The organism is Nostoc sp. DedSLP04 (genome assembly GCF_034530775.1).
Lineage (GTDB): Bacteria > Cyanobacteriota > Cyanobacteriia > Cyanobacteriales > Nostocaceae > Nostoc.
This window is the reverse complement of sequence record NZ_JAVRCL010000002.1, coordinates 143273-167394: the sequence shown is the minus strand read 5'-3', so window position 1 is coordinate 167394 and position 24122 is coordinate 143273. Positions and strand designations below refer to the sequence as shown.

General features: G+C 42.7%; 21 protein-coding genes, 1 tRNA gene and 1 pseudogene. 17 read left to right on the top strand and 6 right to left on the bottom strand.

Annotated features, from left to right (window positions below; all coding sequences use genetic code 11):
• The 3 genes and pseudogenes from RMX89_RS01855 to RMX89_RS01845 form a co-directional block, all read left to right on the top strand.
• Nucleotides 1-561 (top strand): annotated as a pseudogene (locus tag RMX89_RS01855) (WD40 repeat domain-containing protein); the annotation flags it as partial.
• Nucleotides 562-604: 43 nt separating this feature from the next.
• Nucleotides 605-826 carry a hypothetical protein gene (locus RMX89_RS01850; protein WP_322686673.1) on the top strand — a complete coding sequence of 74 codons (222 nt, stop codon included), beginning with the start codon at nt 605-607 and terminating at the stop codon, nt 824-826.
• Nucleotides 827-829: 3 nt separating this feature from the next.
• On the top strand, nt 830-1162 hold the full coding sequence (locus tag RMX89_RS01845; RefSeq protein ID WP_322687712.1) for a type II toxin-antitoxin system PemK/MazF family toxin: 333 nt from the start codon (nt 830-832) through the stop codon (nt 1160-1162).
• 534 nt (nt 1163-1696) lie between these two features.
• Here the strand turns inward: RMX89_RS01845 and RMX89_RS01840 are convergent.
• A complete protein-coding gene (locus RMX89_RS01840) occupies nt 1697-2164 on the bottom strand; it encodes a hypothetical protein (protein ID WP_322687711.1) in 468 nt (155 codons plus the stop codon).
• Nucleotides 2165-2734: 570 nt separating this feature from the next.
• Here RMX89_RS01840 and RMX89_RS01835 point away from each other — a divergent pair.
• Entirely contained in the window at nt 2735-3547 is an 813-nt protein-coding gene (locus tag RMX89_RS01835) for a Uma2 family endonuclease (protein ID WP_322687710.1), read from the top strand.
• 583 nt (nt 3548-4130) lie between these two features.
• Nucleotides 4131-5372, top strand: coding sequence for a serine/threonine-protein kinase (locus tag RMX89_RS01830; RefSeq protein ID WP_322687762.1), 1242 nt, complete (start codon nt 4131-4133; stop codon nt 5370-5372).
• Nucleotides 5373-5665: 293 nt separating this feature from the next.
• Here the strand turns inward: RMX89_RS01830 and RMX89_RS01825 are convergent, their stop codons facing one another.
• Nucleotides 5666-6586: a Tll0287-like domain-containing protein gene (locus RMX89_RS01825; RefSeq protein WP_322669760.1), complete on the bottom strand. Its 921-nt coding sequence runs from the start codon at nt 6584-6586 to the stop codon at nt 5666-5668.
• Between the two features lie 296 nt (nt 6587-6882).
• Here RMX89_RS01825 and RMX89_RS01820 point away from each other — a divergent pair, with 296 nt between their 5' ends.
• Entirely contained in the window at nt 6883-8784 is a 1902-nt protein-coding gene (locus RMX89_RS01820; RefSeq protein ID WP_322687709.1) for a serine/threonine-protein kinase, read from the top strand.
• A 97-nt stretch (nt 8785-8881) separates the two neighbouring features.
• A complete protein-coding gene (locus RMX89_RS01815; protein WP_322669758.1) occupies nt 8882-9775 on the top strand; it encodes an SDH family Clp fold serine proteinase in 894 nt (297 codons plus the stop codon).
• A gap of 30 nt (nt 9776-9805) precedes the next feature.
• On the opposite strand, the gene RMX89_RS01810 is transcribed toward RMX89_RS01815, so the two are convergent.
• Nucleotides 9806-10531 (bottom strand): peptidoglycan-binding protein, encoded by a 726-nt coding sequence (locus RMX89_RS01810; protein ID WP_322687708.1) that lies wholly within the window; start codon nt 10529-10531, stop codon nt 9806-9808.
• Between the two features lie 338 nt (nt 10532-10869).
• On the opposite strand from RMX89_RS01810, the gene RMX89_RS01805 reads away from it, so the two are divergent.
• From RMX89_RS01805 to RMX89_RS01775, 7 genes are all read left to right on the top strand, one after another.
• Entirely contained in the window at nt 10870-12318 is a 1449-nt protein-coding gene (locus RMX89_RS01805) for a hypothetical protein (protein WP_322687707.1), read from the top strand.
• A gap of 214 nt (nt 12319-12532) precedes the next feature.
• Nucleotides 12533-12994, top strand: coding sequence for a ribosome maturation factor RimP (rimP, locus tag RMX89_RS01800; protein WP_322687706.1), 462 nt, complete (start codon nt 12533-12535; stop codon nt 12992-12994).
• A 243-nt stretch (nt 12995-13237) separates the two neighbouring features.
• Nucleotides 13238-14524, top strand: coding sequence for a transcription termination factor NusA (gene nusA, locus RMX89_RS01795; RefSeq protein WP_322669754.1), 1287 nt, complete (start codon nt 13238-13240; stop codon nt 14522-14524).
• Nucleotides 14525-14658: 134 nt separating this feature from the next.
• Nucleotides 14659-14928, top strand: a complete 270-nt coding sequence (locus RMX89_RS01790) for a YlxR family protein (RefSeq protein ID WP_094348539.1) — start codon at nt 14659-14661, stop codon at nt 14926-14928.
• Nucleotides 14929-15404: 476 nt separating this feature from the next.
• Nucleotides 15405-18569, top strand: a complete 3165-nt coding sequence (infB, locus tag RMX89_RS01785; protein ID WP_322669752.1) for a translation initiation factor IF-2 — start codon at nt 15405-15407, stop codon at nt 18567-18569.
• Between the two features lie 105 nt (nt 18570-18674).
• The gene (locus tag RMX89_RS01780; RefSeq protein WP_322686680.1) at nt 18675-19295 is read left to right on the top strand and encodes a low-complexity tail membrane protein; all 621 of its coding nucleotides are present in this window, start codon (nt 18675-18677) and stop codon (nt 19293-19295) included.
• Between the two features lie 196 nt (nt 19296-19491).
• Entirely contained in the window at nt 19492-19689 is a 198-nt protein-coding gene (locus RMX89_RS01775; protein WP_322660560.1) for a hypothetical protein, read from the top strand.
• Here RMX89_RS01775 and RMX89_RS01770 read toward each other — a convergent pair.
• Nucleotides 19686-20222: an alpha/beta hydrolase gene (locus tag RMX89_RS01770; protein WP_322687705.1), complete on the bottom strand. Its 537-nt coding sequence runs from the start codon at nt 20220-20222 to the stop codon at nt 19686-19688. The two genes, RMX89_RS01775 and RMX89_RS01770, sit on opposite strands and share 4 nt — an antisense overlap.
• A 296-nt stretch (nt 20223-20518) precedes the next feature.
• Between RMX89_RS01770 and RMX89_RS01765 the strand changes: the two genes are divergently transcribed.
• Nucleotides 20519-22213: a DUF1565 domain-containing protein gene (locus RMX89_RS01765; RefSeq protein ID WP_322687704.1), complete on the top strand. Its 1695-nt coding sequence runs from the start codon at nt 20519-20521 to the stop codon at nt 22211-22213.
• A gap of 346 nt (nt 22214-22559) precedes the next feature.
• On the opposite strand, the gene RMX89_RS01760 is transcribed toward RMX89_RS01765, so the two are convergent.
• A complete protein-coding gene (locus RMX89_RS01760) occupies nt 22560-22853 on the bottom strand; it encodes a DUF3493 domain-containing protein (RefSeq protein ID WP_322687703.1) in 294 nt (97 codons plus the stop codon).
• Between the two features lie 33 nt (nt 22854-22886).
• On the opposite strand from RMX89_RS01760, the gene RMX89_RS01755 reads away from it, so the two are divergent.
• A tRNA-Thr gene (locus tag RMX89_RS01755) sits at nt 22887-22958 on the top strand.
• A gap of 235 nt (nt 22959-23193) precedes the next feature.
• Complete coding sequence (locus RMX89_RS01750) at nt 23194-23322, top strand: hypothetical protein (RefSeq protein ID WP_322687702.1); 129 nt, start codon at nt 23194-23196, stop codon at nt 23320-23322.
• 108 nt (nt 23323-23430) lie between these two features.
• Here the strand turns inward: RMX89_RS01750 and RMX89_RS01745 are convergent, their stop codons facing one another.
• On the bottom strand, nt 23431-23868 hold the full coding sequence (locus tag RMX89_RS01745) for a hypothetical protein (RefSeq protein ID WP_322687701.1): 438 nt from the start codon (nt 23866-23868) through the stop codon (nt 23431-23433).
• Between the last annotated feature and the right edge of the window lie 254 nt (nt 23869-24122).

The following is a 24122-nucleotide window of genomic DNA, read 5'->3' as shown; positions in this document are numbered from 1 at the left end:
ATGTTGGCTAGTGGTAGTGGCGACACTATCAAACTGTGGAATGTGGCAACAGGCAGAGAAATTCGCACCCTGAGTAGTCATTCCAGTTATATTAGTTCCGTAGCCATAAGTAGTGATGGGCAAATGTTGGCTAGTGGTAGTGGTCACTCTATCAAACTGTGGGAAATCGCAACAGGGAAAGAAATTTGCACCCTGAGTGGTCATTCCGGCTCGGTTATGTCCGTCGCTATCAGTAGTGATGGGCAAATGTTGGCTAGTGGTCGTTGGGACGAGACTATCAAACTGTGGAATGTGGCAACAGGGAAAGAAATTTACACCCTGAGTGGTCATTCCGACTGGGTTGGTTCCGTAGCCATCAGTAGTGATGGGCAAATGTTGGCTAGTGGTAGTTATGGCAAAACTATCAAACTGTGGGAAGTCGCAACAGGGAAAGAAATTTGCACCCTCAGTCTTTTCGACTCAGTTCGTTCCGTCGCCTTTAGCCTCGATGGAAATTGGCTTGCGGCTGGAGATAGTGGCGGAAATATCAAAATTTGGCGATCGCAGCTAGTTGTGCAATAACAGCGTCAAAATAGTATTAGAACTAGCCAACAATAAACACAATATGAAAGCATACGAATTTCCTGCCAATGTCACCGATGAAGGCAAAATAGAATTACCAAATGTGATATGGCAACAGTTAGCAAATAACCAGCAGGTAAAAGTAATTATTCTCGTCAATGAACCCACAGAAGAAGAACAAGAAGAAGCAGCTTGGCATCGTCTTGCAGCCGAACAATTACTAAAAGGCTACAGCGAAGATGATGCTATCTACGACACGATTTAATCAATGCAAAATTATCAATCTGGTTCTGTTATATTGCTCAAGTTGCCATTTTCTGATGCAGTAACATTCAAACTTCGCCCAGTATTAGTACTTTTAGATACCGGAGATGATGATGTTATTGTGGCGCGTATTACCAGTCAAATCACTCAAACTGCTTTTGATGTTGAAATTATCGAATGGCAGCAAGCAGGTTTAATGCGTCCTTCGGTAGTGAGATTGCATAAGATAAACACAGTAGAAAAGCGTCTATTAGAACGTCAATTAGGAACTTTACAACCAAATGATTGGGAAAAAGTGTGTCAGAACATCTCTCAAATATGGTCTTCTATTCAATAGAAGCCTTTCTGACTATTATTATGATGTAGCGGAGCAGTGCGCTAGTACTTAGCGCGTCAAAATAGTAAACCGTATTGCTTTTTAATCTACAAGTGTTTAGTTCTAAACACAAACTTTTTAACTTCAAACAAAAACGTTCTCACTTGAAACCGAAAAGTTCTCGTTTAAAACCAGAACATTCTCACTTCAAACCAAAAACTTCTCGTTTTCAACCAGAATATTCTCACTTCAAACCAGAAAGTTCTCGTTTAAAACCAAAACATTCTCACTTTAAACAAAAACGTTCTTGCTGACAACAGCAAAAATTGAGCTTCTGACTGGGAGTTTTTCACTTGAAACAGAAACACCCAAGCTCAGAAGCTCAAAATTTAAGGTTTTTAGGTAGAAGCATTGAGTTAATTTCTCAACTTAAGGAACTCCAAATAAAAAAATACTCAACTACTTCTTGTGGGGTGGGCGTCTCGCCCGCCCATAGCCAAGGGCGGACAAGATGTCCACCCCACAAGATTGGATAATTTATTTGTTGGAAGTCCCTTATGAACTTTGTGATTGCACTTTTTTAGCTTTCCGGGCAAATCTGCGTCCTAAATCATCAATCATTGACTCTAAACCCGCGCCTTTACCACTGACTTTCGCATAGTTATATACCATCAACCCCGCCGCATAAGCTTCGCTACCAACAGCCACAGATGTATCATCCACCAGTTCTTGCAGTTGCGTCAACGACAGCAAAATGGGATACAGGGCTTCAAATAATTCGATATCTTGGCGCATTTCATTCAAGTCAAAAGAACGAGGTAAGAAGTCAGGGTTTTGCGTGCCGATTTCCAACGCCTTACTCACAAACGCCCGACTCTTATCTCCCAGCTTAGGTAAAGCTTTACGCTCTTCAGTTGTCAAATCAATCAAGAACGGTAACTTTTCGCGGATAGTAATAATAGCTTGCATCACGGCTTCCCTGTCTGCGGAGGAAAGTTTTGCACTGACTTTATTATCTGCCATTTTTCATACACCTTTAATGGGACTAAATTTCAGTATTCCCCAAGTTATTTAGGCAGTAATAGTTATTTATAAGCAATTAAGAAAAAATTTTTATACCTTTCAATCAGTGATATCTCGCTAATTAGCAACCTTGAGCAAGTTTCACGATTAGAGTCCAGTGGCATTTGACCCAAGGAAGCCGAACATTTAGAGATAATAGTAGCAGAGGTAATCTCAAAATTAGGCGTTAGCAGAGCGGTGCGCCAACACTTCGCAGCTAGTTGTGGAATAACATTACTACTTCTATAGGAATCTTATTTGATTACGTGAAAAAACTCAGTACACATCTATTCTCCCTATTCCCTTTTGGAAGCTGTAAATTTAGCCTAATAAGTATGGTAGAGCCATAAAAGTAATAGCCGAAAAATACAAACCTAATTTTTATCGTACATTCAAGGGTTTAAGATCCCTACGTCTTGTCGTAACATATTTTGAGTCTGAGTTTAAATCCCCGAATCAAAATGCCTTTAATTTTGAATTTTGAATACTTCGGCTACGCTCAGTACAAGTTTTGAATTTTGAATTGTTAATATGACTTCTTCTCCCCATTACATCCCTCAATCTGACCCGCCGCTTCCTCCTTGGGAAACCCTACCAACGATGTATGATTTACCAAGTGATAACCCAGAGGAACCAGGCTTGCCAGACGATTTTCACTTTTTACAACCCTTACTTTTATACCTAACTTTTCAGCCCATTAACTGGAATCCTGAACTAGTTTACAGTGCGGCTGACCTTAATCTCTACTATGATTTACAGCATCCTTTATGGTATAAACGCCCCGATTGGTTTGGTGCAGTAGGTGTAGAAAAGTTATACAAAGGGCAAGATTTACGGTTAAGTTATGTCACTTGGCAAGAACCAGCAAATCCCTTTGTAGTTATTGAGTTATTATCTCCAGGTACGGAAGACGAAGATTTAGGCACAAGAAGAGAAGGTGCAGTAGATAAACCTCCTAGCAAATGGGAAGTTTATGAACGAATTTTGCGGATTCCCTACTATGTTGTTTTCAGTCGCTATACTAATGAACTTCGGGCTTTTCAGTTGGTCGGCGGTCACTATGAACCGATGAATTTGACCGATGGATACCTATTAATGCCAGAGATAGATTTGAGTTTAGGCTTATGGCAAGGTTCATTTCGAGATATTGAAAGGTTGTGGTTAAGGTGGTTCACTTTGACAGGAGAATTAATTCTTGCACCCACAGAGGAAGCTGCTGCTGCAACTGAACGAGCTATGATTGCAGAACAAGAAGCTGCTCAAGCCAAACGAAAAGTAGAACAATTAGCAGAACGTTTGCGTCAATTAGGCGTGAATCCTGATGAACTAGATGAATTATTATAGCTTCACAAGTCTTTTCTGATACGCAGTATAATTTTCTGCTTTTGAGAAATTACCTCCGCTAAAAATTTTGATAGCCGATGCCGAAGCAGCTATTTAATAATGATATTAGCTCTCAGAAAGATTAATTTTTGAGAGCGATCGCATATTTAGCACTTGAAATACATATAATATTTCTTTCAGCAAGTCTATAGCAACCTCATTTTTTATGAAAAACCGTGATGTCACGCTATATCCTTACTGTTCCTCAACCCAGTTTCAATTGGGTAACTATGGGGAAAATAAGGTTCAGCAGCAAATCTCAAAGGCGAACCCCTGAACATTTGCAGATATTACCGCAGACACAGATTATGTTGCGGCAGCTAAAATACTTAAGTATTAGTATTACGATCGAATTACTCACATTAAAATTGTCTATTTGGTAACACCAGACCATCAGAAAATTGTAGAAAAGTGTATTTCCTTGGCTTGATAGTGGTGCTAACCTCAATTTAAAGGATGTTATCAGCCTTTATCTGCTAGAGTTTCTGACTTTCAGCAAATTAGATAATTTATCAATAACAAAATCGCTAGGAGTGCGATGATGATGTCACAGTCCCCTATGACAAGACCAGAAATAGCTGCTGGAACTCTAATCGATAACCGCTATATTATCCAAAAACTACTAGGACAGGGAGGATTGGGACGAACTTACTTAGCATTTGACACTCGTCGGTTTAATGAAGCCTGTGTTCTCAAAGAATTTGCACCCATTGGCACAGGCGAAAGTGGACTAGAACAATATCGTAACTTATTTAAAAGAGAGGCGAAAATTCTTCATCAATTGCAACATCCTCAAATTCCTAAGTTTTTGGCTTGCTTTGAAGGAGATGGTCGGCTATTCCTAGTACAAGAGTATGTTGACGGTAAAACATATTCAAGACTGCTAGGAGAACTTCAACGTCAAGGAAGAAATTTTTCAGAAGACGAAGTTATACAGTGGCTAAAGAATCTGCTGCCTGTTTTGGAATATGTTCATCAGCACAACATCATCCATCGAGATATTTCTCCAGACAACATCATGTTACCCGATGGCAAGGATCTGCCAGTGCTGATTGATTTCGGGGTAGGCAAGCAAATTGCTGATATTAACGAGGCGAGAAGTTCCAACCACCAGGTAACATTTGTTGGCAAAATGTCCCTTGTAGGCAAAGTTGGATATGCTCCCCGCGAACAGATTAGTTTGGGTTTATGTTCACCCTCTAGTGACCTTTATGCTTTAGGTGTAACTGCTATTGTATTACTCACAGCTAGAGATCCATCTTTACTAATGGATCAATACTCACTTGAATGGAACTGGCGTGATTATACTTATGTTACTGATGGGTTTGCTCAAGTACTTGATTGTATGTTGGAAGATAGGCCTAACAAGCGATACCAAACAGCCAGCGAAGTTCTTCGAGATTTAGAGCGTATTCGAGAACCAGAAATAGCAATGTTTTCTGCAATCATGGTTGATGATTTACCGGCTACGGTATTTAACCCTGAATTTCAGGCTATGTCGGCTTTATCGCAGTCATATAACCAACCTGAAGAAACAATTTTTAATTCACCCACTAGTCCACAAACTGGGCAAAGAATTGAACAACAATCTTCACTCCAACCAGCATTTATCAAACATTGTCAGCAAGAATTAGCCTACCACATCGGCCCAATGGCAAATCTGATTATAGAAGAAATACTAGCCCACAATCCTTATATTTCAGCTGACCAATTTATTGAACTTGTAACTAAGGAGATTCCTAATTTTCAAGCAGCTTTTGAATTTAAACAAAGCTTATTTTCATAGAGATTTAGACATCACGGATTGAGGAATAATTTTTAATCTTTTAACTAATTCTATGGGTTTAAGTCAACAAAGCTAATAAAATTAGCAAGGTTTTTTAGTAGGTTTAAATATCCTAGAAACAAAAATTAATTACGTTAACATCCTGCAAAGCGACTCTGTATACTTCTATGAGGGAAGCAAGTTACACGCAACGTCTTGTACAGAGCTTGATTACGTTAGTGTCCCGCAAAGCGAGTTTGCGTACCCTTACAGAGAAGCAAGCTACGCTTTTAAGTCTCTTAGAGAGAACGTCATTAGAAATTATTGTAATCGCCTGTACCTCCTTGAGTACGTTTGATTCTTTTCATCGCCATTTCTAAACTTAACTGCATCCGTTTAAAGGCTCTAGCTAAATTACCGATTTCATCATTAGACATCTGCTCAAATTCAACTTCCATATGTCCCGTACTAACTTCTTCGGCTATGCGAGTCATGCGTTTGAGAGGCTTCACAACTTGTCGATTCAAGAACAAGTTGACTAATAGGATAGTCGCTATAAATATAGCTGATACAATCAAGATAATTAGTAAAGAAGACTGATTTGCTTTATTAATGACATTCTTGGCGGGTACTGATATAATCTGAGCGCCAACAATTTCATTAAGTTTCCACCCAAATCCATTAGCAGCACCATAAAGACTAATCATACTTTGAGGTGCAGCTTCAGGTACGCTATGACAGGCCAGACAGCTTTGTTCAGACACTGCTAAGGGACGAGCAATATAAAAGATATCCCCACCAGGAATTGAGCGAAATCCACTAACTTCTTTAAGGTCTGATTTATTTCTGAACTGTTCTACAATTTCCGTCTCAAAACCGTCAGCCTTATCCCGAAGATTTGTGGGATTGAGAGTTGCTTCTTTATAAAAGAAATCACGGTAGTCTGTTGTTTTCCGTAAAATTTCAAACACTTCTCGTGCTGAGTATCCAGGAACGGTTTGTGGCAAAAATTCAGTAGCCAATTTATCAACTAGCTCTGGATTCACTTGAGTACTGGTGTATTTACGAACAGAACTCATTGTTTGGATGAGCATGAGACCAGTGGAGCTAATATCTTGTTTAGCATTCTCCCTCAGTAGAGAAGAAAGAGTAAATCCACTCAAGCTCAGACCAAATGTCAAAATTACCAGTAGCAGAATTGTAAATTTTTGTTTCAAATTGAGATTCTTTAGCATAATTTTAGATTACCTACAAGTCAAATTATTATGAACAAATATGTCTAAAGTTACTGTTTACTGTAACATGAGCAATCAACTTTCATTTTTTCGTATAAAGGCATAGTTTAGCCAAAACTATGAGGGTATATCCAAACTTTATACTATTAGTAATTATTGAGGTTAATGAAAATGTTATCTAAGTAAGTAAGTTCTAAAAAGCTACAACAGCAATTCAAATGGAATTCCCAAAAATTCGTGTTGGCTGAACTGAATACCGTGCCAAAATAAATACCAGCAATTGTCAAATATTACTAATGGTGTGGAATGCAGGAAAGTCTTTATTCGGGGGACGCTACATTATTGAAAGCCAACTAGGTGAAGGCGGAATTGGCATTACTTATCTTGCCAGAAATCAACGAAATCAACAGCGAGTGATTAAAACCCTCAAAGAAGAAATCCTGAATCACCCCGCCTGGATACTCCACCGAAACAAGTTACGGCAAGACTTTCGTGATGAAGCAGTTCGGCTGGCTGTGTGCCACCATCCTCATATAGTACAGATAGAAACCATCTTCGATGAGGGAAATTTGCCCTGCATGGTGATGGATTACATCGAAGGGGAAGACTTAGCACAGCGCTTGAGGCGAATAGGAGTGTTATCAGAGACAGAAGCACTACTTTACATCCGGCAAATTGGCGATGCTTTGACCTTAATCCATTCTAAAGGACTGTTGCATCGGGATCTCAAACCACGCAACATCATGATCCGCATTGATAAATTAGAAGCAGTGCTGATAGACTTTGGCATCGCTAGAGAATTTATTCCTAATACGATCCAAAGGCATACAGTGTATCGTACTCCTGGTTTTGCCCCACCTGAACAGTATGAATCAGAAGCGCCGCGAGGAGAATATATTGATATTTACGCCCTAGCCGCTACTTTGTATAACTTGCTTACCGCAGTTGTACCGACTAGTGCAGATGATAGACGTCACAATATTAATTTAGAACCACCACAATATTTTAATCCCAACATCACCAACAGGGTAAATCAAGCTATTATGTGCGGCATGGATCTGGAGTCAACGTATCGTCCCCAGTCTGTGCAAGAGTGGTTGGATTTATTAGGCCCTGAAACAGGGGAGTATGTAACAAAAAGCTCATCTAATTTAGTGATAACCCCTAAGCTGCAACTACCTGTACCTGTTGTATTAGATCGGCAGAACTGGAAATGCGTACAGACCCTCAAAGGTCATTCTAGTATGGTTCATGCGATCGCCATTAGCCCAGACGGACAATTTATTGCTAGTGGCAGTAATGACAAGACCATCAAACTTTGGCAAGTGAGTACTGGCAAGCTAGTGCGTCAACTGGGTCGTTGGCCTTCTAGTCATTCCAGTATGGTTCATTCGGTCGCCTTTAGCCCAATCCCAATCTCTTCAAACCTTTCTTATCAAGGCGAATCCGGCAAATCTGCGGGAGTTGCAGACCTAAATCGGGGAATCTTAGCTAGCGGGAGTTGGGATAATACAATCAAATTGTGGGATGTCAACACGGGTAAAGAAATTCGTACTCTCACTGGTCATGCTAATTGGGTAAATTCCGTTATTTTTAGTCCAGATGGCAAGTTTTTGGCTAGTGGCAGCGCTGACTGCACAATCAAACTGTGGCAGGTAAACACAGGCATAGAAATCCAAACTTTCACAGGTCATTCCGACCCAGTTTCGTCAGTCGCCTACTCTCCGAGAACGTTTACAACCAATAGCCAGGATAGACAACTGGTGGCTAGTGGCAGTAATGATTACACTATTAAATTGTGGCAAGTATACACAGGCAAGAACATTTACACATTCACAGGCCATTCTTTCTTTGTCAACTGTATCGCCTTCAGCAAAAATGGGGAAATTATCGCCAGTGGCAGTGGTGACAACACGATTAAACTCTGGCATATAAATACAGGCAAAGAAATTCGTACTCTCATAGGTCATTCTGATTCAGTTTGGTCAGTCGCCTTTAGCCAGGATGGACAATTTCTCGCTAGTGGCAGTTGGGACAACACTATCAAACTGTGGCACATACACAGTGGCAGAGAAATCAGCACACTTACAGGGCATTCCAACTATGTTAGATGTGTCGCCTTCAGTCCCGATGGCCAAACCCTAGTTAGCGGTAGTGATGACGACACTATTAAAATTTGGCGAAGGGGTAGTAAATAATTCGTAATTTTTCTATAAATCTACAGATAGAACTGCGATCGCCCCAAATTTGTGACAATAATGACGGCAACCGTTATTTTTGAACAAAAATAAATATATGGGCTTTGGTATTGGTGATTTATTCTGGATTTTCCTCCTTCTGACTTCTTTGCAACCCCTTTGGCAAAAACGTCAAATAGAATATCGGCGCTTGCGTGCTTTACAAGAATTCCAACAGGAACGCAAAAGTCGGGTGATTTTACTAATTCACCGTCAAGAGTCCATTAGCTTTTTGGGAATTCCTATATCTCGCTACATTACTATTGAAGACTCAGAACAAATATTGCGAGCAATTCGCCTCACACCGCCAGATGTAGCAATTGACTTAATTTTGCACACTCCTGGCGGTTTGGTTTTAGCTACGGAACAAATCGCCAGAGCGTTAATTCGCCACCAAGCAAAAGTCACAGTTTTTGTACCTCACTATGCTATGAGTGGCGGTACAATGCTTGCCCTCGCCTCTGATGAAATTATTATGGATGCTAACGCTGTCTTGGGTCCAGTCGATCCCCAACTGGGTAATTACCCCGCAGCCAGTATTCTGAAAGTGGTTGAAGATAAACCCATCGGTGAGATTGATGACCAAACCCTAATTATGGCTGACCTATCACGCAAAGCAATACAGCAGGTACAGCGGTTTGTACGAACTTTGCTAAAAGACAGTGTACCTAAACAAAAAGTTCTGCCAGAAAATATCGAACCGATTATCGAAGCCTTGACAACTGGGCGCGTCACCCATGACTATCCCATCACTATTGAAGAAGCAACAGAAATGGGGCTGCCCGTAACCGTCGGACTGCCCCATTCTATTTATAATCTCATGGATATGTACCCACAGCCACAAGGAGGACGACCCAGCGTGCAGTACATTCCTATGCCTTACAATGACCGCCGTCCAATTCTACCTACACCCAAGGGCAGACCCTTAGAAGAACCAAATCAGATCGCTTGAGCGGATTTGGGGTAGGAGTTTTTTTGGCAACTAGGGTGTAGCTGTTGGTGTAGCTGTTGGTGTAGCTGTTGGTGTAGCTGTTGGTGTAGCTGTTGGTGTAGCTGTCGGTGTAGCTGTTGGCGTAGCTGTTGGCGTAGCTGTCGGTGTCGCTGTTGGCGTAGCTGTCGGTGTCGCTGTTGGCGTAGCTGTCGGTGTCGCTCTCGGTGTTGCTCTCGGTGTTGCTCTCGGTGTTGCTCTCGGTGTCGCTGTCGGTTTAGTTGTTGGTTTAGTTGTCGGCTGGCTGAAGAGTGTCTTTGCTTCTTCATTCAGCTTTTGGCGGAGTGCTAAGTTAGCAATTCCAGTTTCTTGCAACTGATATTTCTTCTGATACTCCTTCACCACTTCTTCCGTGCGAGAACCATAAAAACGATCGCGCGGCAGAGGAGGATTTGGCTTCACCACTGCATTCAAATTTCTGTGTAGAATTTGAACGATGTTAGCAGCAAAATCTTGGGTTTTTGGCCCTGCGATGCCATCAACTGGTTTTAGCTTATAACCAGTCTGAAATTCTCGAATTGCCTTTTTAGTTTCCTCGTCTGTCAAAGCGGTATTTGTTACCTTGACGTTATAGCCTAATCCCCGCAATACTTCACGGAATTGCTGGGGTGTATAACTTCTTTGAGGGGCTGCAAAACCTGTGTCTGTAATTACCAAACTAGCAGTCATCAGGCAAGTAACAGCAAAGGTTGCGCTTGATTTTCCAAACCCACACCACATACTTAAAAACTCCTTTGGGTCAAATCAGCAGGATCGTAAACGTTAACAGCTGCATTTTAAGTTTGTTTAATAACTTTTTTCACGATTATTTAATGAATTTTGAACAAATTGTGATTTTTTTTTGTTAAATTTAGCCAGATATTTAAACAATAACTTCTGTCATCCATCAAAAGAAGTATCTTGTATAAGCAAAGATATAGCGGTTATCATTTGAAGCGAATATACCCTTTTAACCCTAAACTGCGTTAGAAAATCACATCTGTGCATTGAGCGTCAGCTGAAGGTGAAAAGCAGTCTCTTTACCTGTGGACCTCAACAAGTATCATATATTACAAAAAATGAAAAATATAAAATCTTCTAAGCAGCGTAATCTTTGGGTTGAAAGATTTATGGCAATTGCTGCCGCAGTAAATTTAGGTTTAGTGTTGTTTGATTTAAGTTATGTACCTTGGCGAGATTTCTACTTGCGAAAACTTCCCCAAATTACTAATATTTATGACCCAATCAAAGGTATTGAAAGTCATCGAGACACAAAAAGTTATCTAGAAACAGTAGACGCATTAGAGGAACAAGTTAGGCAAACAGGGTTACAGTCGCCTCAGGTAAATAACAGGCTAATACAAATAAGTCGTCTTAGTAGCGAGATGATTGACAGTAACCCGTTTGCGGGAGCTAATAAGAGTGGGACTCTGGAGAAAATCAAACAAAGGATGCGATCGCACATCCGCAAAGAATCTGCAAAACAGTCCTTCGCTACTTTTTGGAGTCAGCCGCACCTATCACAAAATAGCTGGGATAAAGAAATTAATTTTTTCAACAAAAGCATCCGCCCTTTGATCGCCAGTAACTACTACCGCCAAATCGGGGAAAATGGCGATTTTATTGATAAATTCTGGATTATTGACTTACCTTTTGTGATTTTATTTGGCGTAGAATTGCTGGGGCGCACTTTCTTGCTCAGACGCCAACATCCTGGTTTTAGCTGGTTAGAAGCACTATTGTGGCGTTGGTACGATTTATTTTTACTAATACCCTTTTGGCGAGGGTTGCGAATTATACCTGTATTAATTCGCCTCGATCGAGCGCAGTTATTGAATCTGCATCCAGTACGAAAGCAAATTAATCAGGGAATTGTCGCCAATTTTGCCGAAGAACTTACAGAAATTGTCGTGGTGAGGGTGATTAATCAGGTTCAGGGTTCAATTCAGCGGGGTGAATTGACAAGCTGGCTCTCGCAACAAGAAAATTTACGTCCCTACATAGATATTAACAATGTAAATGAAGTGGAAGCGATCGCAAGTCTTTTGGTAAAAACAATTGTCTACCAAGTGCTACCTGATATCCAACCTGCGATCGTTGCCATTCTGCGCCACAACATCGAAACCGTCTTCCATCAAGTCCCCGTCTACCGCAACCTCCAGAATCTCCCTGGCGTGGCACAGGCTCAAACCCAGTTAAGCGAACAACTGGCGACTCAAATCACAACTAATCTTTACAAAACTTTAGTTAGCGCTGTTGAAGACCCTGTAGGAGCACAACTCACCAGTCAGCTAGTAGAAAGCTTCACCCAGGTCTTAGGATCTCAAATCAAGGAAAAACATGTACTCTCAGAAATTCAAAGTTTACTTTTTGACTTCTTAGAGGAAATCAAACTCAACTACGTCCAGCGTTTATCCCAAGAAGACATAGACCAAATTATCGAGCAAACCCGGCAGCTAAGAACACAAGTATCAGTTCCGGTGGTAGTAGATAAAGGCGCTATTCTCCCCAAAATACGAGAAGGGTAGGGAGAGCAGAGGGGCAGGGGAGCAGGGGAGATGAGAGGACAAGAAGAATAACCAATGTCCAATGCCCCATGCCCCATGCCCAATACACGACTATAAAAGAAATGCGCTAAACTCGAATTAGGCGAATCATAACTTGGTTCGTCACAAGACTTCTTGGAAGATATACCTATCGCAGGAAGTGGGTCGATGCCCACTTTTTTTATTGAATTCTCTCATGGCTCATCCTTTAGTTCCACAAATTATTGATTTGGCGACACCAGTGGCAGAAGAACTGGGATTGGAAGTGGTTGGCGTGGTTTTTCACACCAACCAAAGTCCACCAGTGTTGCGGGTAGACATTCGCAATCCAGAGCAAGACACTGGGTTGAACGATTGTGAGAGGATGAGCCGTGCTTTAGAAGCCTCCTTAGATGCTGCGGAAATCGTTCCAGATACATACGTCTTGGAAGTGTCTAGTCCCGGTATTTCGCGGCAATTGGTAACAGACAGGGAGTTTATTTCCTTTAAAGGATTTCCTGTTATTGTCTCCACAACGCCCCCCTACGACGGACAACAAGAGTGGATTGGTCAGTTGATTCGTCGGGATGAGACAGCACTTTATTTAAATCAAAAAGGTCGTGTAGTCGAAATTCCCCGCTCCCTAATTACTAAGGTGCAGTTAGAGGAGCGCCGATAAACAAGTTACTAAGGCTAGAAGCTAGGGACTAGGGATTGGAGGGGTAGAGGAGCAGAGGAGCAGAGGAGCAGAGGAGCAAGGGTGACAAGGTGACAAGGTGACAAGAGGTGAGAACTTGCAACAAGTTTTTTTCCCTTGTCCCCAATTCTCCTTGTCCTCTTGTCCTCTTGTCCTCTTCCCAATGCCCAATGCCCAATGCCCAACACCCAGTCTCTAGTTCCTAATTTTTAAAGGAGATTGCTTATGTCAATGGTTACTTTATCTGGATTAAAAGAATTAATTGAAAGTATAAGTCGCGAACGGAATTTACCCAGGCTTGCGGTTCAATCAGCTATAAGAGAAGCACTACTCAAAGGCTATGAACGTTATCGCCGCGCCCAAAATTTAGAGCGCAAACAGTTTGACGAAGATTATTTTGAAAATTTTGAAGTAGAACTCGATATTGAAGGAGAAGGATTTCGCGTTCTTTCCACCAAAACCATTGTTGAAGAAGTAGATAATACAGATCATCAAATTTCTCTAGACGAAGTTCAACAAGTCGCTCCTGAAGCGCAGTTAGGGGACTCTGTGGTGCTGGATGTTACCCCCGACCAAGGAGAATTTGGTCGGATGGCGGCGATGCAAACTAAGCAAGTATTGGCGCAAAAATTACGCGATCAACAGCGCCAGATGGTGCAAGAAGAGTTCCAAGATTTAGAAGGAACTGTTCTCCAAGCAAGAGTCCTGCGGTTTGAGCGGCAATCAGTGGTTCTAGCAGTTAGCAGCGGCTTTGGTCAGCCAGAAGTAGAAGCCGAATTACCAAAGCGGGAACAGTTGCCTAACGATAATTATCGGGCAAATGCCACCTTCAAGGTATATCTGAAAAAAGTCTCCCAAGGTCAGCAACGAGGGCCACAGTTGCTTGTGTCTCGTGCTGATGCTGGTTTGGTAGTTTATCTTTTCGCCAACGAAGTCCCAGAAATTGAAGATGAAGTTGTACGGATTGTTGCCGTAGCTAGGGAGGCAAACCCCCCTTCCCGTTATGTCGGCCCCCGAACTAAAATAGCAGTAGATACTCTCGATCGCGATGTAGACCCAGTAGGCGCTTGTATTGGAGCTAGGGGATCGCGAATTCAAGTAGTAGTCAACGAATTACGCGGTGAAAAAATAGATGTAATTCGCTGGTCGCCAGACCCAGCAACATACATTGCTAATGCCTTAAGTCCAGCACGGGTAGATGAAGTACGTTTGATGGACCCAGAATCACGGCAAACTCACGTACTTGTAGCTGAAGATCAATTGAGTTTGGCTATTGGGAAAGAAGGACAAAACGTCCGTTTGGCAGCCCGTCTGACTGGTTGGAAAATAGACATTAAAGACAAAGCTAAGTATGACTATGCAGCAGAGGATACCAAGTTTGCAGCCGTCAGAACAAAATATCAAACAGAAGAATCAGAAGAAGACGACTCGGACTTTGAAGAAGAATTCGAGGATGAAAATCAGAACGAACTAGAAGAGGAAGATAGTTTTGACAATAACGATGATGAATAATTGATTAATTTTGTAAAGTTTTGATAGTGTAAGATTGTAGTCTCAGTCTCAAAAGCTACTTGGTATAAGTAAAAAATAGTCATAATAAACTTATTTTTACTTCCATTATCCTAGACTGAGATCGCAAAGAACCGATGAAACCAAATTATCGGCGCTGTATTAGCTGCCGGAAAGTAGGCTCAAAAGATCAGTTTTGGCGGATTGTCCGCGTCTTTCCATCGGGAAAGGTACAATTAGATCAGGGCATGGGGCGTTCTGCCTATATTTGTCCAGAAACGAGTTGCTTACAAGCGGCTCAAAAAAAAAATCGACTAGGGCGATCGCTACATGCATCAGTGCCAGAAGCACTGTACCAAAGCTTGTCGCAACGTCTAGCCCGCAGTAATACCCAAAACCAAATTTAGTTGGAACAACTTTGTGACGTAATCATTAGAGGAATTGTGTGGAAAGCCGAAGTAGTGCTTTCATCAAACTCCCTGTTGAACGTTAAGGTTAGTGCCAAAATAGTAAATGGGTGTAAAAGGCATTAGGCTCTCGAATAACGAGGGGCGAGGCAATATTCCCAGAACAAGATGTAATCGATTGTGTTGTGGAATCAGAATCAACAAAACAAGAAACTACAAAATGGCAACCTGGTAGCGCTCAGGCGCAGTTCGGCGTCAAGGGTTCCTATAAAAATCTTTTATTTAAGAAATTTTTATGGGTATCCCTCAACCATCATTCCTGGTGGGGATGCCATTATTAAACCGAAACATCTCTCTTTCCTGATTGGAGGCACCGGCAAAAACTGAACGGCAGTCTAAAAACAGTAGTCCAAGGATGGAGATGTCGCAAACCAGGCAACCATCCGCTAAAACTGTAAATTAAAGGGGAAGAGTGGATGACCAACGGCAAAGTTAGAATTTATGAATTATCAAAGGAATTGAATTTGGATAACAAAGAGCTATTAGCAATTTGCGACCAGCTCGATATTGCGGTCAAAAGCCATAGCAGCACGATTTCAGAATCCGAGGCAGAAAACATCCGGGCGGCAGCAGAAAAGCTTGCAGCTACGAGTGTGTCAGCCAAAAAGGAACTAGGTACAACCAGCCATAAGCCAAATTCACCACCCAACGGCGGACCTTCGCGACCTGCTGCACCCCACAAACAGCAAATTTTGGAAATACGTAAACCCAAAATATTGAGAAATACTACTCCCAACGCCCCAGAGGCGTCACTTGCTAACAATACCCAAGCTGCCTTGTCTGAAGCTAATCCTCCCTCTCCTCCACGGCCTTTCGCTACACCAGTCTCACCCCAAAAACCGGCAGCACCAACTCGACCTGTGCCCCGGACTCAATCTGAGACTCAAGAGCAACCCTCGATCGCTGACTTGGAACAAACGCCTAATCCAAATCCGGCACCGGAAAAAATAGCATCCCAAAAACCGGAAAAAATAGTTCCGCCCAGACCGAAATCGGAAAAACCGATTAAACCACAACTAGTTGCTCCTCCAGCCAGACCTGCGGCAGAAGAAGCCCAGGTGGTAGATGAGCCGCCAGTATCTCAGGCAGATAAACCGATCCTCAAACGCGACCAACGGCTACGTCCCGCGGAAGGCGATCGCGAACAAATTAAGCCAAGAGTCGCTAAACTGCCAACAGACCAGTCTCCACCAAGTGCGCCACAAAGGACAAGTCGTCCTACCCCTGCACCCAGCAGACCAGAGCAGAGAGGTAATAGACCATCTGCCCCATCACAACTGGGAGAGGGACAAAGACCCAGACCGGCACGTCCAGGTGAAGCAGTAGCAGCCGCAATGCCGATCGCTACTCCACCCAGACAGATGTCAGGCATAGCGGGCAAATCTCAAGGATTGGGTGATGAACCAGTCACACCGGATCTCCTTGATTTAAAACGCCCAAGTCCGCCTCGACCGACCAAAGGCGGCAAAAAGTGGGTAGAAGAGGAAATAATTGACGAGGTTAAAGAGAAGGCAAAAGCTGGCGTCAAAGGTAAGCGAATCAAACCCATACTTGATGATGAGTTTGAAGAAGATTTGCTAGATGATGACGATATCGACTCACCAGCCACAGTCCAAGTCAGCCTTTCTATCGCTCGTCCTCCCAAACCGAAAGCGACTCGACCTGTACAGATACCAGGTGCAACCCTTGCTAGCGCCCCAACTGCAAGAGCCAGAAAGTCTGGTTCCAGGTCTGGTTCCAAGTCTGGTTCTGGGCGCGACAATCACCAAAACCGTCGCCAAGAAGCCGAGACAAAGCGCGATCGCCCCGAAAAAGTGACGATCACAGGGCCGTTGACTGTGCAAGAACTGGCTGACGTTTTAGCCGTTCCCGATACAGAGATTGTGAAAATCCTGTTCCTTAAAGGTATGGCGGTGAGTATCACTCAAAATCTGGATATTCCCACAATTACCCTGGTAGGAAAAGAACTAGAAATAGAAGTCGAAACCGCCGAACGAGAAGCAGAAGCTCGAAAAATTACGGAAATGGTCGGTGCAGAAGACCAAGAATATCTCCACCGCCGTCCGCCTGTGGTGACAATCATGGGTCACGTAGACCACGGTAAAACAACCCTGCTCGACTCAATCCGCAAAACCAAAGTGGCTGCTGGCGAAGCTGGCGGGATCACTCAACACATCGGTGCATACCATGTGGATGTCGAACATGAGGGGAAACCACAGCAGATAGTCTTCCTGGATACTCCTGGTCACGAAGCCTTTACAGCTATGCGGGCACGAGGAGCGCGGGTAACAGATATTGCCGTCTTAGTAGTCGCTGCTGATGATGGTGTCCGTCCCCAAACCATTGAAGCCATTAGCCACGCCCAAGCTGCTGGAGTGCCAATTGTTGTTGCAATTAACAAAATTGACAAAGAAGGGGCACAGCCAGAACGCGTTAAACAAGAACTCACTCAGTATGGTCTGACATCAGAAGACTGGGGCGGTGAGACAATCATGGTTCCCGTGAGCGCCATCAGAGGCGAAAATCTGGATACGCTCTTAGAGATGATTCTCTTAGTAGCAGAGGTTGCAGAACTATCTGCCAACCCAGATCGTACCGCCAAAGGAACTGTCATTGAAGCACATCTGGATAAAGCTAAAGGAGCAGTTGCTACCCTGCTAATTCAGAATGGTACCCTGCATGTGGGAGATATCTTAGTAGCTGGCTCGGCCTTCGGTAAAGTCCGGGCGATGGTAGATGACAGAGGCAAGAGAGTAGACATTGCTTCTCCTTCCTTTGCTGTCGAGGTACTAGGTTTAAGTGATGTGCCGGCAGCCGGCGACGAGTTTGAGGTCTTCCAAAACGAGAAAGAAGCCAGAGCACTCGCTAGCGATCGCGCAGACAGACAACGCTTATCCCGTTTGTTACAGGGTCGTGTTACCCTTACAACCTTGTCTGCTCAAGCACAAGAAGGCGAGTTGAAAGAACTCAACTTGATCTTGAAGGGAGACGTACAAGGTTCCGTGGAAGCCATTGTGGGAGCGCTCAAGCAAATCCCGCAAAACGAAGTCCAAATTCGGATGCTGTTGGCTACTGCTGGGGAAATCACCGAGACAGATATCGACTTAGCAGCTGCCAGTAACGCTGTAATTATTGGCTTCAATACCACCTTCGCTAGTGGTGCTAGACAAGCTGCCGATGAAGCGGGTGTAGATGTTCGTGAATACAACGTAATCTACAAACTCCTAGAAGATATCCAAGATGCCTTGGAAGGTCTTTTGGAACCAGAGTTGGTGGAAGAACCCTTGGGTCAAACCGAAGTCCGTGCCGTCTTCCCAGTCGGTCGCGGTGCTGTTGCCGGTTGCTACGTTCAATCTGGCAAGCTAGTTCGCAACTGTAAAGTGAGGGTGCGACGCGGCGGTAAGGTGATCTATGAAGGCGTTCTGGACTCCCTAAAACGGATGAAAGAAGATAGCCGTGAAGTCAACGCCGGTTATGAATGCGGTGTCGGCATCGATAAATTCAATGATTGGGTTGAAGGTGACATCATCGAAGCCTATCAAATGGTTACGAAGCGCCGCACTCTCACCTTAACGAGATAGTGTTGAGGGTAAAATGGTTAGAAGTTAGGAGTGATAAATTAGGAGTTAGGAGTTAAAGACTGCTAATTCCTAACTCCTAACTCTTAACTCACAACTTTTTATAATATGCATTCATTTCGCTCTGAACCTATTTTGTGGATTCACGTCGCTGGATTAGCGACGTTGCCTGTTTTTTTAGTACTCTGCTTATTGTTTTTGTCTGTAGGCGAGCCATTTTTACCAGTCTGGATGGAGCTATTGTTAGTTGGCGCCATTGGTGTTCTCCCCCTGCTATGGATGCAGTTGCGTCGCCCTTTTTATATATTTGCTCTTTTAGGAATAGCCCAAAAACCAGAAAATCTGACTGAGCGGCAGCGAAAAATTCTCTGTTTAATTAATACAAAGGTAAATCGTATCCTGGCATTGGTGGCAGCAGCCTTGTCGGTTGGGATACTGTGGTATCTTTACCAAATTGCCCCATTAGTAGCAGATTCAGCTAAATTTCTCCCACAATGGCGCAGTGTTGCATTAGTGCTGGCGGGATTAGCATTTTTGGGTGGCAATCTATTTTTACAAGTACCTGTGAGTGTAATGCGAGTTTTGGTGACTAATGACACAGAATTTGCTGGCATAGAACCATTATCTTTAGAAAAGATTAAGCAAGATTTCACAATTTTAGGGGTGCGAGTTAATCAAATCGTGCCTCGATTATTACAATCCTTGTTTAAGATAAATACAGATTCGTAGCAGGCCGTAAAGTATATTATTTAACTTTAAAGGGCTACAAATAAGTATCAGAAGATGCAGGGGTGCAGAGGAGAATAACTAATAATCAATGACGCCACTTGCTCCACTTGGGGAGACCCCAAGACCGCAGTGGCTCCCCAATGCCCCATTGCCAATACCCAGTTACCGTTGAAGAAAAACAAAGGAATGAGGAACTATGGCTCAAATTCCAGCTTCTAGCGATCGCCAATTTTCTGCCGATACTGAAATTTGGTATAGCCTCAAATGTGCGATCTCCACTAGTTCAGGTTTTCAACGCTGGCAACTAGAACGCGATGCTCAATTAGAGGGAATTCGCTTGGAACATCAGGTACAACGGTATTTAAGAGAAACTTTAGAAACTTTAGCTTACTAAAGACCAAATAAATCTTGTAGGTTTGTTTGCAAACGACGGAGTTGACGGTATGCACCCTGCAAGCGATCGCCATCAACTTCCACTTCATTTGTGGGATAATTCTTAATAATTTCAATCAGCGACACTTGCCCGTCTTGATTCGCAGAAAGTACCAAAGCGGCTCGTAAAGCTTGCCGATTTGCTCTTTGAGACGGTGTAGAAATAACTTGACTAACTCGATCCAAAATAATATTACCAATCTGGCTATTTAGCGCTCTATCTAAAAATACAGCGTTTACCTTCACTGGCTGTGTTAAATACTGACGAATGGCTTTGGGGTCTTGTCGCGCCAAAGCTAAATTCACTTTTAGTAAAGGTGAGACTTCACCTGTTTCGGCAAAGGTGGATAGTTCCTCTACAGAAAGTGATTCACGGAAAATACCATACTTCAGGACTACTCGTTCTGCCGCAAAGGCAGGAGTGGACAAAAACAGAAGACAGATAATGCCTACTAAAACTAAGATGCGATGCAGCCATAAAAAATTAAAATGCATTTCTCTCGATTTCCAATAGGTTTGCTTTTTTCTGCGATGATATTCCAGCAGAATTAGTTGCAGCATCTAGCTTTAGGGAATACTAAAAAATCGCCTCATCCTCATAGTGCCCCTAAGAAAATTTTCTGAATAACACAATATAACTAATGTATAAGTTCTGTAACCTCTCTAAGGAATTTAGCTGAATCAGTGCTAATCATCCAGTATAGTTTTGCATGGGTTTTAGAGCAGCTACAACGCTGTTATCTTTAACCTTGTTCGACATACCGTAATTCAGCACATCACAGACTCAAAAAATGAAATATCGGGGTTATCACATTACTCTTGCGAAAAATTTTCGCCTTCTTTCTAGCAATCATCTCAGATATTCTTTGCGCGTGGGAGCCGGACTCACGGCAATGCTTGTTGTTTCTAGTAGTTCACTACTACTACCTGGTCAGGTTAATGCTGGTGCGACTCATCCAGAAAATATGGCCCCAACTCGCACAGCGCAAGCTCCTGCAACTGCCGCAGCGATTTACGTTAATCCAGCAACTGGTGCAGATAGGGCTGGTGCTGGTGCCACCTCGGCAGCACCCTACAAGAGCATAAGTTTCGCTCTCAGTCAAGCCCAAGCAGGTGCAGTTATTCAATTAGCACCTGGTAACTATAACCAAGAAAGTGGTGAAACCTTCCCGCTTTTACTTAAACCAGGGGTGACACTGCGGGGTGATGAAGCTACTAAAGGTCAGGCGATATTGATTACAGGTGGAGGCTTCTACACTAGTCGCACCTTTGCTAGACAAGACATTACCATCCTGGCCGAGCAAGATACCACGATCGCTGGTGTCAGCGTCACCAACCCAAATAGCCGAGGTACGGCTGTATGGGTGGAGTCAACTAATCCCACTATCAAAAACAGTACTTTTACTAACAGTGTCAGAGAAGGTGTTTTTGTCACGGGTACAGGCAATCCCAAAATTGAAAGTAACTTGTTTGTGCAAAACAAAGGCAATGGGATTTCAGTCGCTAGAGCTGCTCAAGGAGAAATTCGGAGTAACTTATTTCAGGATACTGGTTTTGGTCTGGCGATCGGTGGCACTTCCACACCTCTAGTTGTAGAAAACCAAATTATCGAAAACCAAGACGGTCTTTTTATCTCAGAGTCAGCGAAGCCCGTATTGCGTAAAAATGTCATTCAAAATAATAAGCGGGATGGAGTAGTAGCAACTGTCAACGCTTCACCCGACCTTGGCACCAACGAAAATCCTGGTGGCAATCTTATCCGCAATAACACTCGTTATGATGTGAACAATGCCACCAAAACCAGTAAAATTGTCGCTGTTGGCAACGATATCGATCAGAAAAAGATTTTTGGCTCAGTAGATTTTGTTGCCGCCAGTGTTGATGTACCGCCTGGAGGGGCTGTTGCCTTTAAAGATGTACCAGCAAATTACTGGGCAAAAAGCTACATCGAAGCTTTAGCTTCTCAAAATATTATTGCTGGTTTTCCTGATGGCAGCTTTAAACCCAATGAACCTGTAACTCGCGCTCAATTCGCCACTATTGTCACTAAAGCCCTAACACCACCAACCAAACGCCCAGCAATTAAATTTAAGGATGTAGCAAGCAATTTTTGGGCTTACGCTGCCATTCAATCTGCTTACCAGGGTCAATTTGTTTCTGGTTATCCCGATGGCACTTTTAAGCCACAGCAGCAAATTCCGAGAGTGCAGGCGTTAGTCTCTTTAGCTAATGGTTTGGGCTTAACTGCAAGTAATCAAAATGTCGTTTCCTTTTACACCGATGCTGCTCAGATTCCTAATTATGCGATCGCACCAGTTGCCGCCGCAACTGCACGGCAACTAGTAATCAACTATCCCACAGCCAAGCAACTTAATCCTAATCGTGAAGCGACTAGAGCCGAAGTTGCTGCCTTTGTTTATCAGGCACTTGTCAATGCTGGACGTGCCCAACCAATTCCTTCATCTTATTTGGTAACAGTTCAATAAATGTCTAGTTAGCAAATTGGAAGCGCCAGACTAATAAATTATCAGTCTGGCGCTTTCAATATAGTGGTTTTTTAATTTTAGGGTTTTTGAATCATAAAATTTGGGGTCTTTAAATATAGCTGACCCCATTTGAATGCGATCGGGTTTATGGTCAGGGTCTTTATATTGGCTGACCCCGTTTCAATGATTTCTATTTTCACAGAAATTTTTGCTTTTTGGGATTTCCTAATAATTTTTTTACTTTTTCTTTCTGGATATTTTAATCTTCATAAAAGCATGAGTAAATTTGAAGAAAAGATATATTAAAAGAAAGTAGTCAAAAATTAACTAGCTAAGATTTCTCCCTTCAAGAATTAGGATTTTTACCGGAATTGGGGCGTTGTTGCCGACGCTGTTCCCAGCGCCAAAGGAAAACCATTAAAGCAACTATTCCGACTTGGAGAGCTAAATTAGGCAAAGCGCTCTCAACATCGCGTCCGGCAAGCACTTGGAAGAAAAAGACGAATGCACCGAGTGAACCAGAAGCAGCGAAAGCAATGTAAAAAAATTGTCGTAAACCGCGAAAAGGAGCAGCTATTTCTGCTTTCAGGCTGGCATACTGTTCAGGATTAAGACGATTTTTAGGATTTTGATCTACCATGATTAAATCATGTTATACTTTTAGATTGTGTACGCCGATGTGGCTCAGTGGTAGAGCAGCTGATTCGTAATCAGCAGGCCGTGGGTTCAAATCCCATCATCGGCTTTGATGAAAGTATTCTTCAATATTTAGAGTTTGACATAAATCATGTACAGTAACTAATTATCTGTCGTCGGTGACACATTACTGAGTGGGGTATTGTTATCGGTCGGTTTTATAGCAATGCTGGCGATCGTTGCTGTTAGAGTTGGTGCTATCTGATTTAGTTGAGCAAAGACAGTCCCAGTGCGGCTTGGACATCTGCCGATATTGCTTGTGAAGAGGATTTAGAACCTTCAATGTGGTGTTAGAGCAACAAAACCAAGACTGCTATAAAGTAAGTAGCGATGATGCTTGGGTTGGACTACGCCTCCGGGTCTTTTTGAAAATCAAGCGGATCGCAGGTTATTGGCAGAGGGCGATCGCTTAATTTTCTCAATTAGACTGAGATAGATTTACTAAATAATTCACTAAATCACTTTGACTGCTTACTGTTGACAGATTTAACACCCTTACCCCCATTTTCAAGTCAGGTGGATTATTGCAGCAAAGGAGTTGTGCCATTACCGTTAGTTGACACGTTGGCAATTGCAGCTTGAGTAGGTTGAGTAGTAAGAATTGCTACAAGTGGAGTAACTTTTGAACTAGATTGTTTACTTCGTCTTCGATTAGAGCCGCCAGCCTTGGAATACTCTATACTGTTTTTGCCGTAGACAGTTGCAACTCCACTTAGCATTCGTTCAGACATTTCGGAAAGGGCTTTATCCATCTGGGTTACTGTTTTACGCGATTCTTCCAGATTGGAAACCAGCGTATTATTAGCTTCTAGCACAGCACGGGTAGAGTTGATTAACTGACTGTAAGCTTCAATAGTTAAGCCATGTCCTAAATCCAGATTTTCATCAATAGATTTAAGCAAGGCGAGACGAAGTTGGGCTTTGTTAATAGCAGCAGAACCACGAGTTTTTAAAGACATAACACATCCTTTTTTAATAATTCCTTTTTCAACATAGTGGAGTATGCTTTTGCCTGAGATGGGTAGTTTTGTGGATTTATTTCATTAAAAGTGCAACGAACTAATTACGAGTTTGCCCGTGTTTTTACTTATTTTTATCTCGATTTGTTATTTGAGAATAAGTATAATTAGCAACAGTAATCACAAAATCAATAAATGAGTACTCCGAAATAGCAATTGGGTACTCCGAAATAGCAATTGGGTACTCCGAAATA

What these genes read in the sequence shown, in the direction of transcription:
- RMX89_RS01810 (WP_322687708.1), bottom strand. Translation starts at nt 10,531, where the DNA reads ATGTGGTGTGGGTTTGGAAAATCAAGCGCAACCTTTGCTGTTACTTGC.
- RMX89_RS01775 (WP_322660560.1), top strand. Translation starts at nt 19,492, where the DNA reads ATGGCTCAAATTCCAGCTTCTAGCGATCGCCAATTTTCTGCCGATACT.
- RMX89_RS01830 (WP_322687762.1), top strand. Translation starts at nt 4,131, where the DNA reads ATGTCACAGTCCCCTATGACAAGACCAGAAATAGCTGCTGGAACTCTA.
- RMX89_RS01835 (WP_322687710.1), top strand. Translation starts at nt 2,735, where the DNA reads ATGACTTCTTCTCCCCATTACATCCCTCAATCTGACCCGCCGCTTCCT.
- RMX89_RS01825 (WP_322669760.1), bottom strand. Translation starts at nt 6,586, where the DNA reads ATGCTAAAGAATCTCAATTTGAAACAAAAATTTACAATTCTGCTACTG.
- RMX89_RS01815 (WP_322669758.1), top strand. Translation starts at nt 8,882, where the DNA reads ATGGGCTTTGGTATTGGTGATTTATTCTGGATTTTCCTCCTTCTGACT.
- RMX89_RS01770 (WP_322687705.1), bottom strand. Translation starts at nt 20,222, where the DNA reads ATGCATTTTAATTTTTTATGGCTGCATCGCATCTTAGTTTTAGTAGGC.
- RMX89_RS01765 (WP_322687704.1), top strand. Translation starts at nt 20,519, where the DNA reads ATGAAATATCGGGGTTATCACATTACTCTTGCGAAAAATTTTCGCCTT.
- RMX89_RS01840 (WP_322687711.1), bottom strand. Translation starts at nt 2,164, where the DNA reads ATGGCAGATAATAAAGTCAGTGCAAAACTTTCCTCCGCAGACAGGGAA.
- RMX89_RS01790 (WP_094348539.1), top strand. Translation starts at nt 14,659, where the DNA reads ATGAAACCAAATTATCGGCGCTGTATTAGCTGCCGGAAAGTAGGCTCA.
- rimP (WP_322687706.1), top strand. Translation starts at nt 12,533, where the DNA reads ATGGCTCATCCTTTAGTTCCACAAATTATTGATTTGGCGACACCAGTG.
- RMX89_RS01850 (WP_322686673.1), top strand. Translation starts at nt 605, where the DNA reads ATGAAAGCATACGAATTTCCTGCCAATGTCACCGATGAAGGCAAAATA.
- RMX89_RS01845 (WP_322687712.1), top strand. Translation starts at nt 830, where the DNA reads ATGCAAAATTATCAATCTGGTTCTGTTATATTGCTCAAGTTGCCATTT.
- RMX89_RS01780 (WP_322686680.1), top strand. Translation starts at nt 18,675, where the DNA reads ATGCATTCATTTCGCTCTGAACCTATTTTGTGGATTCACGTCGCTGGA.
- RMX89_RS01805 (WP_322687707.1), top strand. Translation starts at nt 10,870, where the DNA reads ATGAAAAATATAAAATCTTCTAAGCAGCGTAATCTTTGGGTTGAAAGA.
- RMX89_RS01820 (WP_322687709.1), top strand. Translation starts at nt 6,883, where the DNA reads ATGGTGTGGAATGCAGGAAAGTCTTTATTCGGGGGACGCTACATTATT.
- RMX89_RS01745 (WP_322687701.1), bottom strand. Translation starts at nt 23,868, where the DNA reads ATGTCTTTAAAAACTCGTGGTTCTGCTGCTATTAACAAAGCCCAACTT.
- RMX89_RS01760 (WP_322687703.1), bottom strand. Translation starts at nt 22,853, where the DNA reads ATGGTAGATCAAAATCCTAAAAATCGTCTTAATCCTGAACAGTATGCC.
- nusA (WP_322669754.1), top strand. Translation starts at nt 13,238, where the DNA reads ATGTCAATGGTTACTTTATCTGGATTAAAAGAATTAATTGAAAGTATA.
- infB (WP_322669752.1), top strand. Translation starts at nt 15,405, where the DNA reads ATGACCAACGGCAAAGTTAGAATTTATGAATTATCAAAGGAATTGAAT.